Origin of the sequence: Galactobacter sp. (genome assembly GCF_022712295.1) — a bacterium.
Taxonomy (GTDB): domain Bacteria; phylum Actinomycetota; class Actinomycetes; order Actinomycetales; family Micrococcaceae; genus Galactobacter.
Genome location: NZ_JALAGT010000046.1, coordinates 1 through 13,411, shown reverse-complemented (window position 1 = coordinate 13,411; position 13,411 = coordinate 1). Strand labels below are relative to the sequence as shown.

Below are 13,411 nucleotides of genomic sequence, written 5' to 3'. Positions count from 1 at the left end.
TTCAGGCACCAACTCTCATCCAGCCGCCACGCACCGCACGCCAGGACAGCGTGACAGCACGGGCCAGCAAGTAACCACCAAAAGCCACCCAGGTCCATACGAGCGGCTGGCCGGGCAGGGGAACCAGCGCCACGATGACCAACAGCGGCGCATAGACGACCAGGTTCAGCAAACCGGTGAGCGCCAGGTATCTGGCGTCCTCGGCTCCGATCAACACACCGTCCAGCACGAAGACGAGTCCACAGACGGGCTGTTGGATCGCAAGAACCAGCAACCCCCACGTGGCCAGCTCCCGCACCGAGGGGTCGGAGGTGAACAAGGGCGGAAGCACCCAGGCCAGGCCCGCCAGCACCACTCCGGTGATCACCCCGAAGCCGGTACCCCAGCGCATCATGGTGGAGGTCAAGGCCTTCACCCGGTCAACGGCCCCTGCGCCGAGTTCCTTCCCGATCAGCGATTGCGCCGCCACGGCGAGGGCATCAAGGGCAAAGGCCAGGGTGTTGTAGAAGGTGTTGACCAGCTGATGGGCCGCCAGGGTCTCCGGTCCCGCCGCGGTCACCACCCAGACGGTGGCCATGATCGCGACGCGCAGGGAGACGGTGCGCAGCATCAGCCAGCCACCGGAGTGCGCCGAATGCAGCAGGCCGGCCTTGGTGGGCGCCAACCCGACTTGGTGCGCGCGCATCCGTGGCACCAACAGCGCCAGGTACACGATGGCCATGAGCCACTGGGCGATCACGGTGCCCAGTGCCGCACCGGCCACCGACAGGTCAGCCCCGTAGACCAGCACGAAGTTCAGGACGGCGTTGAGCACGAAGCCGCCGCCGGCCACCAGCAAAGGCGTACGCCCGTCCTGGAGCCCACGCAGCACACCGGTCGCGGCGAGCACAGCGAGCATCGCAGGGAGGCCGGCCATGGAGACTCGAAGGTAGTCCACGGCAAAGTCTGCCGTGTGCCCGTCGGCCCCCAGCGCCTGCACCAGATAGGGCGCACTGACGAAGCCCGCTACGGCGAGCACCACACCGAGAAAGAGGCCAAGCCAGACGCCGTCACGCCCTGCGGCGAGCGCGCGGGGAAGGTTTCCCGCGCCGAACTGTCTGGCCACGGCGGGGGTCGTGGAGTAGGCCAGGAAGATCATCAGCCCCACAGCGGTCTGCAGGACGGCGGTCCCGAGTCCGGCACCCGCGAGTTCGTCGACACCGAGGTGACCCACGATCGCGGTGTCAGCGAGGAGGAATAGGGGTTCGGCGATGAGCGCGCCGAGGGCGGGGATCGCCAAAACCAGGATCTGGCGCGTCAACCCGGGGAAGGTGGGCGAGGAGGAGCGGGACAACAGGGGCACCGATCGAGTCTAGGTGAGGTCTGCGTCAGCGTCTCGTCCCCAGCGTGTGGTCTTGTTCGGCCCGGGGCGTCCCGGGCCGAACAAGACCAAGTACTGTGACCACCGCCACAAACACTAACACTCATAAGTCCAGACCCAGCAAGAAGTACTCCCATTCATTGGGATCTGGTCCCATTTGGCGGGATTTTTTGGGGTCAGCGATAGGTTGGCGACCACAACGATTGACATTCTCAACGGTTTTACGGTTGTATTTCGTCGGTGACGGGTCTCACTCCCGTCACCAGCAGCATCCCCCAGGGTCAGCAAAGGAGCACCCCACATGAACGTCGGCCTCGGCACCTTCCCGCGTCGCCGCGCAGCGGTCCGCCCGCAGGATCCCGCCATCGAGTTCGAGGGCACCGTGCGTACCTTCGCCGAGGTGGCCCTCCGCGTCAACCAGGTCGCCAACGCACTGGCCGACCGCGGCATCAAACACGGAGACCGCGTCGCCTACGTGGGGTTCAACCACCCCTACCTGCTGGAGACCTTCTTCGGCGCCAACCTGCTCGGCGCCACCCCGGTTCTGGTCAATCCCCGCCTCTCCCCCACCGAGGTGGATTACATCCTCAACGACTCCGACGCCAAGGTGGTGGTCTACGGCGCCGAACAGGAGAAGTCCGCCCGCCAGCTGCGCCTGGAGAACGAGCGCCGTTGGATCGCCGTGGAGACCGACGCCATGGAGGGCGACCGTCACGAGACCTTCGCCGACTTCATCGCCTCCGGCGCCACCGCTGACGTCAACGCCGACGTCGAGGACGACGACCTCGCGCTGATCATGTACACCTCAGGTACCACCGGCCGCCCCAAGGGCGCCATGCTCACGCACCGGAACCTCACCTACCAGTACTTCAACGCGCTGCTCTCCGCGGACATCCGTTCCGACGAGGTCCACCTGGCCGTGGCCCCGCTCTTCCACATCGCCGGGTTGAACATGATGACCATCCCCACCTTCATGATGGGTGGCCGTCTCATCATCCAGCGCGCCTTCAAGGCGCCCAAGGTGCTGGAGACCATCGCCAACGAACGCGTCACCAGCGCCTTCATGGTCCCCGCCATGATCGACTCCCTGGCCGCCTCCGACGGCTTCGCCGACACCGACCTGACCTCGCTGCGCTCCATCATGGTGGGCGGCTCCCCGCTCCCCGAACGATCCATCCGCACCTGGAGCGAGCGCGAGGTCAAGATCATGCAGGGCTACGGCATGACCGAGGCGGGCCCCGGCGTGTGCCTTCTGGAGTCCCGCGACGCACTGGCCAAGGCAGGCACCGCCGGCCGCTCCCACTTCTGGACCGAGGTCCGCCTCGTGGACCCCGCCACCGGCGAGGACGTCGAGGACGGTCAGACCGGCGAGGTCTGGGCATCCGGCCCCAACGTCATGAAGGGCTACTGGAACCGGCAGGAGGCCACCGACGCCGCGCTGCAGGATGGCTGGTACCACACCGGCGACATCGCGGCCCGCGACTCCGACGGCTTCTACTCCATCAAGGACCGCATCAAGGACATGTACATCTCCGGCGGAGAGAACGTGTACCCGGCAGAGGTGGAGAACGCACTGCTCAACGTCCCCGGCGTCACCGATGCAGCCGTGATCGGCGTGCCGGACGAGCGTTGGGGAGAGACCGGCCGCGCCTACGTGGTGGTGGAGGACGGCTACGACGACCCAGCCACACTGCGCGATGGCCTGTCCACCCGCCTCGCCCGGTACAAGCTTCCCCGCGACGTGGTGGTGGTGGACGAACTCCCCCGCACCACCACCGGGAAGATCCAAAAAAACGTCCTGCGCCAGCAGGCCTGAGCCCCCCTCACCCATCTCACCCACCTGGAGGACTCGATGACGAGCACCACGGGGACAGCCCCAACCAGTTCCAAGAAGGAAGTCCGCAAGGTCATCCTTTCCTCGTATCTCGGTTCCGCGATCGAGTACTACGACTTCCTGCTCTACGCCACGGCGTCTGCACTCGTGTTCCCTCACGTGTTCTTCACCGACCTGTCGCCGGTCGCAGGAACCATCGCTTCCTACGGCACCTTCGCTGCCGGCTACCTCGCCCGCCCGCTGGGTGGAGCGATCTTCGGCCACTTCGGCGACAAACTGGGCCGTAAGAAGATGCTGATCCTGTCGATGCTCATCATGGGTATCGCCTCCACGCTGATCGGCTGCGTGCCGGATGCCAACATCATCGGCTCGTGGGGCGCGGTCATCCTGATCCTGCTGCGCGTCTGCCAGGGCATCGCCGTTGGCGGTGAGTGGGGCGGCGCAGCCCTCATGGCGCTGGAACACACTTCCGGCGGCAAACGTGGCTTCGCCGCTTCCTTCACCAACGCCGGCGCACCGACCGGCGCCGCGCTCGGCACCTTCGTCATGGGTATCGCCAACTCCTCCATGAGTGAGCACGACTTCCTGGCCTGGGGCTGGCGCATCCCGTTCCTGGTCTCCTTCGTCCTGCTCATCGTGGGCCTGGTCATCCGCGCCACCGTCTCCGAGTCCCCGCTCTTCCTGGCTTCGATGAAGGAAGCGAGCAAGAAGGACGCCCAGAAGCCCAAGCTGCCGCTGTGGCAGGTGCTGAAGGCCCCCAAGCCGTTGATCTTCACCATGCTGGCCGGCTGCTCCGGATTCGCCCTGCAGGTGGTCCAGTCCACGTTCGCCGTCGGTTACGCCACCGATCACGGCCTGGCTCGGCCCAACGTGCTCTACGCGTTCGCCGCGGCGTCCGTGCTCCAGATCGGCTTCATCCTCTTGTTCGCCCGCATCTCCGACAGCATCGGCCGCCGACCCATGATGGTCGCCGGCCTGGTGCTCTTCATCGCCTACTTGTACCCCATGTTCTGGCTGTTGCGTTCCGGGAACCTGTTCCTGGTCTTCCTGGCCTTCACCGTCTCCCTGGGTCTGCACGCCATGATGTTCGGCCCGCTGGCCGCCTTCGTGGCGGAGCAGTTCGGTACCTCCGAGCGCTACACCGGCGCCTCACTGGGCTACCAGCTGGCCACCCTGCTTGGTGCGGGCTTCACGCCGACCATCATCACGGCCCTCTACGGCAGCGACCAGAACCTCAACTCCGTGCTGTGGTACCTGATCGGCCTGTCCGTCGTGTCCATCATCTTCATCCTGCTCACGCGGGAGACCAAGGACCGCGACCTGATGGTGGAGCGCGTCTGACGCTCGTGACGGCGCCGTAGGCGCCTTGCCCGGAAACACGAAGGTGCCCGACGAGACCAACTCGAGTTGGTCTCGTCGGGCACCTTCGTTGCTTGTCAGGCTCCCAGCAGCGGCAGGGACTCCTTGAGCGTGGCGGTCGGGTGACCGATCAGCTTCGACAGCACTCCGGGGTTCGTATCGCCGTACTCGCCGTCGGCGATGGCCTCATCCGTGTTGAGCAGGAAGCCCACGAAGCCCTCGGGGGTGCTGGCCGCCGTCAGGATCTTGGCGTGCTCATCCTTACTGACGTTCTGCACCGAGACCTGCTTGCCGCTCTTCTCGGTCAGCGCAGCGGCGAGATCGGCGTAGGTCCAGGACTCGTCACCGGAGAGCTCGTAGGTGCCAGGCTCGGGGCTCTCTGCGGCCAGGATGACCGCTGCGGCCTCTGCCAGATCCTGGCGGGTGGCCGGATTCACCCGACCCTCGCCTGCGCTGGAGAGGATGGTGCCGGTGGCCAGGGCCTGCTCGGCGGTCCCGGCGAAGTTCTCCGTGTACCAAGTGTTGCGCAGCAGCGCCACGCTCAGGCCGGAAGCGGCCAGCAGCTTTTCGGTCTCCTGGTGCTCGGGGGCCACGAACGAGATCTTGGCTGCGTCGGCATGCAGCAGGGACGTGTAGGCGAAGAACGTCACTCCCGCCGCCTTGGCGGCGTTGATCACTGCCGTGTGCTGAGGAATGCGCTGACCCACTGCGGATCCGGAGATCAGCAGCAGGCGGTCAACACCCTCGAGGGCGGAAGCCAGGATTTCGGGCTGGTCGTAGTCGAAGGCACGGACCTCGATACCCTGTTCGGCGAGGTCGGAGGCCTTGGCGGGGTCGCGAACGAGGGCGACAAGCGGCTGCTCCGTACGCTCCTTGAGGGCGGCGAGGACGAGGCGGCCCAGGTGTCCGTTGGCTCCGGTGATGGCGATGGTCATGAAGTTCTCCTTGCTCGAGATTTGTTGACTCGTCAAGTTCTAACGCGGGCCACCTCGGATTTGTTCCCGCCCGTCCCCCGACCTTCGGCGCCGCGACAGCCACGACGCGAAGGTGCCCGACGGACGGATGTCGCCATCCGCGCGTCGGGCACCTTGCGTCGCGGGTCAGGTCAGGCGAAGGCGACCTTCGCCAGAAGCGTGTGGAGCGTGGCGCGCTCGTCCGCGGTGAGCATGGACAGCGACTCCTGATCCGACTCCGCCGAGAGGGTGCGGGCCTCGGCACTGAGTTCGCGACCGGCCTCGGTAGCCACCACGATCTTGGACCGGCGATCACGCGGGTCCGGCCGCCGCTCCACGAGTCCACGCTTCTCCAGGCTGTCCACGATGGCCACGATCTGACTGGGATCCAGCGCCAGTTGCCGGCTGAGCTCGCGCTGCGTCGGGGCCTCGTCGGAGCAGGCGATGACCAGCGCGGAATACTCGCGCACCTTGAGCTGCAACGTGGCCAGCGCGCGGTTGGCGTGGGAAGAACCGATGGCCGAGGCTCGCGCCATGACGAAGAAGAGCTCGTCGCTCAAGGGTTCGGACAGCGTGGCGGTTGGCATGATTGCTCCAGACGGGAGCTCGCAGCCGAAGCGGCAAGTTCCGTGGGTGGTGATAAGGAAGTCTTGGTGGCCAGTCTACGAATTCCACGCCGATTTCACTAGTGGACACTCACTATTATTGACATTCTCAACGGTTTTTGGTGTGATGGCGATAACGACATCGAAGTCCCACCATCCAGGAGGAAACATGACCACCACCGATCTCACCGGCAAGGTTGCCGTCGTCACCGGATCCGGCCAGGGCCTCGGCCTCGCCTACGCCCGCGAGCTCGCCAAGCAGGGCGCAGCCGTGGTCATCAACGACGTCAACGAGGAGACCGCCGCCAAGGCCGTCGCCACCATCGAGGCGGACGGCGGCAAGGCCACCGCCGTCGTCGCACCCGTTGGCTCCACCGAGACCGCAGAGGCCCTCGTCAAGGGAGCCGTCGACGCGTTCGGTCGCCTGGACATCCTGGTCACCAACGCGGGCGTCCTGCGTGACAAGTCCCTGCTGAAGATGACCGACGAGGACTTCGACCTGGTCATCAACGTGCACCTGCGCGGCACCTTCACCTGCGTGCGCGCCGCCTACGCATACTTCAAGGAGAACGGCATCGCCGGCTCCATCATCACCATCGGCTCCCCCACCGGTCAGTACGGCAACTTCGGCCAGACCAACTACGCCGCGGCCAAGGCAGGCATCGTGGGCATGGTCCGCACCTGGGCCCTGGAGTTCAAGCGCGCGGGCGTCCGTATCAACACCGTGGTCCCCGTGGCGGCCACCGCCATGACCCGCACTGTTCCCTACTTCAACTCGGCCATCGAGGCCGACGACCGCGGAGAGGCCATGCCGGCCTTCTTCCGTCACACGCTGGGCTTCGGTAAGCCTGAGGACGTCTCCGGCCTGGTCGCCTTCCTGGCCTCCGACGCCGCTGAGGGTATTTCCGGCCAGGTGGTTGGCGCCGGCGGCGACCGCGTCCAGCTGTTCAGCCACCCCACTCCGATCGTCACCGAGTACAACGAGGGCGGCTGGTCCGCAGCCGACCTCGCCGACCAGTTCGCCGGCCTGACCGAGGGCAAGCTGCAGTCCTGCGGCGAGAAGATGCCCCCGCTGCCGGAGGACCTGCAGCCCACCGAGAGCAAGTGATCTGACGCCATGGCACGCTACGAGTTCAACGTCGATCTCGAGGCCGTCTCCGCCCTGGATGTGCACGTACACATCGAGGCCGATGGCCACGGGCACGACTCGCTGCCCGAGCGCTTCACCGCCGCCTCCGCGGCGTACTTCAAGTCGGAGGAGCGCTCCCCCAGCCTCGACACCATCGCCGAGCGCTACCGCGAGTGGAACATGGCCGCCGTGGTCTTCACGGTGGACGCCCGCACCAACCTGGGCCACCAGCCCAACTCCATCGAGGAGATCGCAGAGGGCGCCGCACGCAACAACGACGTACTCATCCCCTTCGGTTCCGTTGACCCGCTGACCGGTGCAGACGCCGTGGCCCGGGCCCGGATGCTGGTGGAGGACTACGGCGTGGCCGGGTTCAAGTTCCACCCGTCGCTGCAGGGCTTCGATCCGTCCTCCCCCGAGTACTACCCGCTGTGGGAGACCCTGCAGGATCTCAACGTTCCCGCCCTGTTCCACACGGGACAGAACGGCATCGGCGCCGGCCTGCCTGGCGGTGGCGGCATCAAGCTGCGCTGGTCCAACCCGGCCCTGCTCGACGACGTCGCTGCGGACTTCCCGAACCTGCAGATCATCATGGCCCACCCGTCGGTGCCGTGGCAGGAGGAGGCCATCTCCATCGCCACGCACAAGGCCAACGTATGGATCGACCTGTCGGGCTGGAGCCCCAAGTACTTCCCGGCAGAACTCGTGCGTGCGGCCAACTCCCGGCTGCAGGACAAGGTGCTCTTCGGCACCGACTACCCGCTGATCACCCCTCAAAAGTGGTTCGGCGCGTTTGATCAATTGCAGCTCAAGGACGAGGTGCGCCCCAAGATCTTGAAGGCCAACGCCATCGAGCTCTTCCGCCGCACCGGATTGGTGAAGTGATGACGGTTCGCGAGGATCTCTTCGGCGTCAGCGACCTCTACGGGGTCTCCGAAGGATTGACCGAGGCAGAGTTGGCGCCGCTGGAGCGGCTGCAGAAGGTGCTTGACGAGGTGGCCAAGCCGGTCATCAACGAGCACTGGGAGGCCGGCACCTTCCCGACCGAGATCGTGGACCCCATCCAGGGTCTGCGCCTGATCGACCCCGAGGAGTTCCGCGGGGACGGACAGCCCCACGGCCTCTACCACGGACTGCGGAAGTTCGTCCTGGCCCGCACCGACGCCTCATTGGCCACCTGGCACACCGCTCAGGCCGGGCTCTTCCGCACCGCCGTGCGGATCGGGTCTTCCCCGGAGCAGTGGGCCGAGTGGGAACCCAAGATCGACCAGTACCAGGAACTGGGCGTCTTCGCCCTGACGGAACCCGACCACGGCTCCGACATCGCGGGCGGCCTCTCCACCTCCGCCACCCGTGACGGTGACACCTGGACCATCAACGGCGCCAAGCGCTGGATCGGTGGAGCCTCCTCCGCCGACCGGCTCTGCATCTTCGCCCGCGACACCGCCGACGGCCAGGTCAAGGCCTTCCTGGTGCCCCGCACCGCCGAGGGCGTCACCCTGGAGAAGATCGAACGCAAGACCGCGCTGCGGATCATGCAGAACGCCCACATCACGCTGGAGAACGTGCAGGTCGCGGAGAGCGACCGCCTGCAGGAGTGCAACTCCTTCAAGGACGTCTCCAACATGCTGCGCGTCTCCCGCTCGGACGTGGCCTGGATCGCCACCGGCCTTCAGGCCGGCGCCTACGAGGCCGCCCTGAAGTACGTTTCCGAGCGTGAGCAGTTCGGCCGTCCGCTGGCCAAGTTCCAGCTGGTCTCCGAAAAACTGGCCCTGGCCTTCTCCAACGTCACCGCCTCCCTGCAGATGGTGGCCAACCTGACCAAGCGCCAGGACCAGGGGATCTTCCGCGACGAGGAATCCTCCATGGCCAAGCTGTTCATCTGTGACCGCATGCGCGAGACCGTGGCCCTCTGCCGTGAGGTCTGCGGCGGCAACGGCATCACCCTGGACACCGACGTTGCCCGCTTCCATGCGGACGCGGAGGCCGTCTACTCCTACGAAGGAACCCACGAGGTCAATGCCCTCATCGTGGCCCGCCACGCCACCGGCGTCGGCGCCTTCGTCTGACCCACAACCACAGGCGCCGCCAGGCGCCGAACCCAAGCACCACTCGTCGGGCATGAGTCCCGACCCCACACGAAAGGCTCACATCATGGCTGAGACCACCCCCAAGAACGTCGTCGCCTTCGAGGACGTCACCGGCCTCATCGGCAAGGACCTCGGCAAGTCCGAGTGGATCACCATCACCCAGGAGATGGTCAACACCTTCGCCGACGCCACCAGCGACCACCAGTGGATCCACGTGGACCCCGAGCGCGCCAAGGACGGCCCGTTCGGCGCCCCGATCGCCCACGGCTTCCTGACCCTGTCCCTGGTCATCCCGTTCTGGACCGAGCTGCTTGACGTCACCGGCGTCACCACCAAGGTCAACTACGGCCTGGACAAGGTCCGCTTCACCTCCCCCGTGAAGGTGGGCTCCCGCGTGCGTATGGGCGTCACCGTCGCCGACGTCCAGGAGGTCAAGGGCAACGGCCTGCACCTCGTGGCAGACGGCGTCATCGAGATCGAGGGCGAGGAGCGCCCCGCAGTGGTCGCGCGCTTCCTGAGCCGCTTCTACGCCTGATCGGGTTTTCTGGGCTTCAATGCCCGACGAGCGCGGGGCGCTTATCCGTACGGATAAGCGCCCCGCGCTTTTGATTGGCTCGCGTGGAACCCACCATTGCGAGATTCCTGTGTTCTAGTGGGAGTGTTGCCGAGAGTGAACCACAGGGGAGGGACCGGACGTTGATGCGCACGCGCCGAGGACCCGTTCTCCTGTGCCTGGTAGTCGTCGGAGCCGCATTCGTGCTGCTCTTCTCGTGGCCGCAGGCCGTGGGCGCTCAGACCGCTCCCGTCATCGCGCAGGTCCTCGCCTTCCGCCCGATCTTCACCGTTGCCTGCTGCGTCCTCACCGTGTGCTTCGTCGCCGTGGCCGTACTCCGTCACCGCTGGGGCGTGGCTGCCGTCCTCGCCGTGGTCTTCGGCGCTGTGTCCCTGGTCAACGGCGGGGTCCTCCTCAATCGCGGTACACACGACGATCTCCCGCCCGGTGAATTGACCGTCGTCGCATGGAACACTCAGGGCGGGGCAGCATCCCCGGAGGCCATAGCCCGGCTCGTGATCGAGACGGACGCCGACATCGTGAGTCTTCCGGAGACGGACACGGACGCCGCAGCCCGGGTGGTGTCGATCGTGGCGCGGGACGGTAAGAGCATGGTTGCCGACACCATATATGGCGAGGCCAGCGACTCGTCGATTCCTACGTCGCTGCTCGTCTCAGCGGAGCTCGGAGGCTATCGATTGGACGCAGCCGCCGGTTCGACCCCGGGCCTGCCGAGCGCAGTGTGGCTGCCCTCCGACGGAACGGGCCCCACGATCGTCGCGGCGCATCCGATGCCGCCGTTGGCCGGCTCCATGGGCACCTGGCGAGCCGGCCTCGAGTGGGTCGGAGCCCGCTGCCACGACGCCGATGTCATCGTCGCCGGAGATCTCAACGCCACGGCGGACCACCTGAGCGCGCATCTCGGCGACTGCGAGGATGCCGCGATCGAGACCCGTGGTGCCGCGATCGGGACCTGGCCCACCTCGCTTCCTGCCCGGCTCTCCTCCCCGATCGACCACGTTCTCGTCGGCGACTCGTGGCGGGTCTTGGGGACGAGGGTCCTCACGACTTTCGACGCCGCCGGCAGCGACCATCGCCCCATCGTCGCAACGCTCGCTCACCGTGGTACGCCACGCAACCACTGAAAGGCGCGGGGCGCCTTCCATTTCGGACGGCGCCCCGCGCTTTTGTGTGGGTTTTGGTGGGTCTCAACTCAGCCGGATTCCCAACTTCAGCCCAGAATGCCGTTCTGCGCTGAAGTTGTGTTCTCAGCCGACGTTACGAGTCGGATCGGTCTACGCCCACGTCCCACGTAGGAGCCAGGCTCACTTCTTCAGGCGGGTGGTGGCCACGACCATGTTGTGGTCGGACCCATGCTTCGAGGTGATCTTCCCGTTCTTCACGGTGATGACGTTGCGGTAGGTGAGCGGGCCGCCCGTGCCCCAGCTGTAGAGGTAGTCGATGCGTCCCCACGTCGGCGTGATGGTCTTGGCCAGGCCGTTGTACGTCGGGTACTCGGCCATGTAGCGCTTCGGAGCGGACATCATGTCGGTCCAGGCACGATCCATGAACACGGTGTGGGGGTTGCTCACCGGTGCCGAATTCTGGGAGACGTTCATGTCCCCACCCAAGATGACGACGGGCTTGCCCTTGGTGGCCTTGGACAGCTTCTTCATGGTGTCGGAGATCAGCTTGGCCGAGCGCACCTTGTCAGCCGCGGATGCGGACGGCGGCATGTGGGCCGCCACCGCATAGAAACGCTCATGCGTGGTCTTGGACTCGAGCAGCGCCCACGCGGCGTAGCTCTTCTTGCCATAGATCGCGAAGGTGCCGTTCTTGACCAACTTGAACAAGGATTTCTTGTAGGCCACCCGATTCGACTTGCCGGAGGCGCCATTGGCCTCGATGGCCCGGTCCATGGCATAGCCCTGAGCGGAGAGCCCGGAGAAGAACGGGGTCAAGCGACCCTTCTTGGCCCCCGCCTTGGTGTTGTCCGCCTCGTTGAGCATGAGGACGCCGGGCTTCTGCTGCTTCACCGTGGCCAGCAGCATGGGAATCCGCTTGGCGATGGAGGGCGTGTTGACCCCGTTCTTCGCCTTGCAGGTGACGCAGAGGATGTTCTGGGTGGCAAAGGTGAGCTGCTGTCCCTTGGTGGGTGCCGGTGCCGATGGCCGCACCAACGCCGCCTCGGACGTGCGCACCTTGGAACCGTTGACGGCCTTCACCCGGACGTACTTGATCTGACCGTCCCGCGAATTCAGCCCGGTGATCTTCTTGGACGCTGCCGTCTTGGACAGAGTGAACGTCCGCAGCCCCTTGTCCATGCCTGCGTTGTTGGCGATCAGGACCTTGTAGCCTTGCACGTCATTGGTCTTCTTGGGGTGCCTCACCCAGCTCACGGTCACGGCGTCCCGGTAGCTCTTGGCCGACACGCTCGAGAACACCGCAGGGAACGTCGCATTGGTCCTTGCGGTGACCGACTTGGACCAACCGCCGGCGACCTCGCTGTTGTTCACCTTCTTGAGCAGGCGATAGCGCAGGTGGTACTCGGTGTTGTTGGTGAGCCCGCTGACATAGTTGCTCTCGCTCACCTTGCGGACGGCCTTGACGCCGGAGTAGTCCGACCGGGTCGAGGCCTGGACCTCGTATGCCTTGACTCCCGAAGGCAGGCTCACCTTGATGTTGAGGCCCTCCTCGTGCAGGCCGACCACCTTGAGCGGGGTGGTCGGTGCCGAGACGGTCGCTGCCACCGATGGCGTGGCGGCAACCGCCTGTCCTCCCAGCAGCGCCAACGCCAGGGCCGTGATCAAGAAGCGCCTGATGCGCATACACATTCTCCGATGATGAGGTGACGGCCTGATACCCGTCGTTTCCGTTTATCCGCCCATTACCGTAGGTGTGCGCGGGGCGCAGAAGAAGGCAATGCGATGAGCATCACGGAGTGATGCATCGCGGAAGGAACGCATATTCAGCCGGAGATACGGGCTCCTGGGGCCTTCCTCAGGACCAGCACGGCCAGGGCCATGGCCACGAGGACCAAGACTCCGACAAACACCACTGCGCCGCCCCACCCGAACGGCTGGAAGGCCAGACCAACGGCCCATCCGAAGAGGGAAGAACCCCCGTAGTAGGACAAGTTGTAGAGGCTCGAGGCCTGTGCCCTACCCGTACGCACCAACTGCGGCACCCAACCAGAAGCTGTGGCGTGGGCGGCGAAGAACCCGGCCGTGAAGACCAACAGCCCCAGGATCACGCTGGGTAGCCAGTCGAACCACGTGATCACCAGCCCGAGCACCATCAGGGCCGAGGCAGCAAGCAGAACAGGCAGTCGGCCGCTGCGGGAGGCCAGTCGGCCGGACTGGGCGGAGGACCAGGTTCCAGAGAGGTATGCGAGGAACAGCAACGACGACAACGCCGTGGGAATCAGGAACGGCGGCGCCTCCAGCCGGAAGCCGAGGTAGTTGTACACAGCCACGAAACCGCCCATCAGCAGCCCGCCTTGGGCGAAGAGCACCACCAGTCGCGGAT

At 65.8% G+C, this 13,411-nt stretch carries 11 protein-coding genes and 1 pseudogene; 7 read left to right on the top strand and 5 right to left on the bottom strand.

Translation table 11 applies throughout. The annotated features are described in order from the left end of the window. Window position 1: 1 nt before the first annotated feature. On the bottom strand, window positions 2-1,342 hold the full coding sequence (locus Q0A15_RS03435) for an MATE family efflux transporter (protein ID WP_291278138.1): 1,341 nt from the start codon (window positions 1,340-1,342) through the stop codon (window positions 2-4). A 319-nt stretch (window positions 1,343-1,661) separates the two neighbouring features. On the opposite strand from Q0A15_RS03435, the gene Q0A15_RS03430 reads away from it, so the two are divergent. Continuing rightward, window positions 1,662-3,176, top strand: coding sequence for a long-chain fatty acid--CoA ligase (locus Q0A15_RS03430; RefSeq protein ID WP_291278137.1), 1,515 nt, complete (start codon window positions 1,662-1,664; stop codon window positions 3,174-3,176). Between the two features lie 36 nt (window positions 3,177-3,212). Then, window positions 3,213-4,535 carry an MFS transporter gene (locus tag Q0A15_RS03425; RefSeq protein ID WP_291278136.1) on the top strand — a complete coding sequence of 441 codons (1,323 nt, stop codon included), beginning with the start codon at window positions 3,213-3,215 and terminating at the stop codon, window positions 4,533-4,535. A gap of 95 nt (window positions 4,536-4,630) precedes the next feature. Here the strand turns inward: Q0A15_RS03425 and Q0A15_RS03420 are convergent, their stop codons facing one another. Both Q0A15_RS03420 and Q0A15_RS03415 read right to left on the bottom strand, forming a co-directional pair. Next, window positions 4,631-5,488, bottom strand: a complete 858-nt coding sequence (locus Q0A15_RS03420; RefSeq protein WP_291278135.1) for an SDR family oxidoreductase — start codon at window positions 5,486-5,488, stop codon at window positions 4,631-4,633. A 170-nt stretch (window positions 5,489-5,658) separates the two neighbouring features. Then, window positions 5,659-6,093 (bottom strand): MarR family winged helix-turn-helix transcriptional regulator, encoded by a 435-nt coding sequence (locus tag Q0A15_RS03415; RefSeq protein WP_291278134.1) that lies wholly within the window; start codon window positions 6,091-6,093, stop codon window positions 5,659-5,661. A gap of 187 nt (window positions 6,094-6,280) precedes the next feature. Between Q0A15_RS03415 and Q0A15_RS03410 the strand changes: the two genes are divergently transcribed. The 5 genes from Q0A15_RS03410 to Q0A15_RS03390 all read left to right on the top strand — a co-directional run bounded on the left by Q0A15_RS03410 (window position 6,281) and on the right by Q0A15_RS03390 (window position 11,028). Then, window positions 6,281-7,219: an SDR family NAD(P)-dependent oxidoreductase gene (locus tag Q0A15_RS03410; RefSeq protein ID WP_291278133.1), complete on the top strand. Its 939-nt coding sequence runs from the start codon at window positions 6,281-6,283 to the stop codon at window positions 7,217-7,219. A 9-nt stretch (window positions 7,220-7,228) separates the two neighbouring features. Next, a complete protein-coding gene (locus Q0A15_RS03405) occupies window positions 7,229-8,125 on the top strand; it encodes an amidohydrolase family protein (protein WP_291278132.1) in 897 nt (298 codons plus the stop codon). Then, window positions 8,125-9,309 (top strand): acyl-CoA dehydrogenase family protein, encoded by a 1,185-nt coding sequence (locus tag Q0A15_RS03400; protein ID WP_291278131.1) that lies wholly within the window; start codon window positions 8,125-8,127, stop codon window positions 9,307-9,309. The genes Q0A15_RS03405 and Q0A15_RS03400 overlap by 1 nt, the downstream gene beginning before the upstream one ends. Window positions 9,310-9,394: 85 nt before the next feature. Continuing rightward, window positions 9,395-9,865 (top strand): MaoC family dehydratase, encoded by a 471-nt coding sequence (locus tag Q0A15_RS03395; RefSeq protein WP_291278130.1) that lies wholly within the window; start codon window positions 9,395-9,397, stop codon window positions 9,863-9,865. 221 nt (window positions 9,866-10,086) lie between these two features. Next, window positions 10,087-11,028, top strand: a complete 942-nt coding sequence (locus Q0A15_RS03390) for an endonuclease/exonuclease/phosphatase family protein (protein WP_291278129.1) — start codon at window positions 10,087-10,089, stop codon at window positions 11,026-11,028. A 180-nt stretch (window positions 11,029-11,208) separates the two neighbouring features. Here Q0A15_RS03390 and Q0A15_RS03385 read toward each other — a convergent pair whose 3' ends face one another. Both Q0A15_RS03385 and Q0A15_RS03380 read right to left on the bottom strand, forming a co-directional pair. Continuing rightward, on the bottom strand, window positions 11,209-12,711 hold the full coding sequence (locus tag Q0A15_RS03385) for a hypothetical protein (RefSeq protein WP_291278128.1): 1,503 nt from the start codon (window positions 12,709-12,711) through the stop codon (window positions 11,209-11,211). A gap of 140 nt (window positions 12,712-12,851) precedes the next feature. Further along, window positions 12,852-13,411 (bottom strand): annotated as a pseudogene (locus Q0A15_RS03380) (MFS transporter); the annotation flags it as partial.

Excerpts from the sequence above, each read along its gene's own strand:
- Q0A15_RS03430 (WP_291278137.1), top strand. The coding sequence starts at position 1,662 with ATGAACGTCGGCCTCGGCACCTTCCCGCGTCGCCGCGCAGCGGTCCGC.
- Q0A15_RS03425 (WP_291278136.1), top strand. The coding sequence starts at position 3,213 with ATGACGAGCACCACGGGGACAGCCCCAACCAGTTCCAAGAAGGAAGTC.
- Q0A15_RS03420 (WP_291278135.1), bottom strand. The coding sequence starts at position 5,488 with ATGACCATCGCCATCACCGGAGCCAACGGACACCTGGGCCGCCTCGTC.
- Q0A15_RS03415 (WP_291278134.1), bottom strand. The coding sequence starts at position 6,093 with ATGCCAACCGCCACGCTGTCCGAACCCTTGAGCGACGAGCTCTTCTTC.
- Q0A15_RS03410 (WP_291278133.1), top strand. The coding sequence starts at position 6,281 with ATGACCACCACCGATCTCACCGGCAAGGTTGCCGTCGTCACCGGATCC.
- Q0A15_RS03405 (WP_291278132.1), top strand. The coding sequence starts at position 7,229 with ATGGCACGCTACGAGTTCAACGTCGATCTCGAGGCCGTCTCCGCCCTG.
- Q0A15_RS03400 (WP_291278131.1), top strand. The coding sequence starts at position 8,125 with ATGACGGTTCGCGAGGATCTCTTCGGCGTCAGCGACCTCTACGGGGTC.
- Q0A15_RS03395 (WP_291278130.1), top strand. The coding sequence starts at position 9,395 with ATGGCTGAGACCACCCCCAAGAACGTCGTCGCCTTCGAGGACGTCACC.
- Q0A15_RS03385 (WP_291278128.1), bottom strand. The coding sequence starts at position 12,711 with ATGCGCATCAGGCGCTTCTTGATCACGGCCCTGGCGTTGGCGCTGCTG.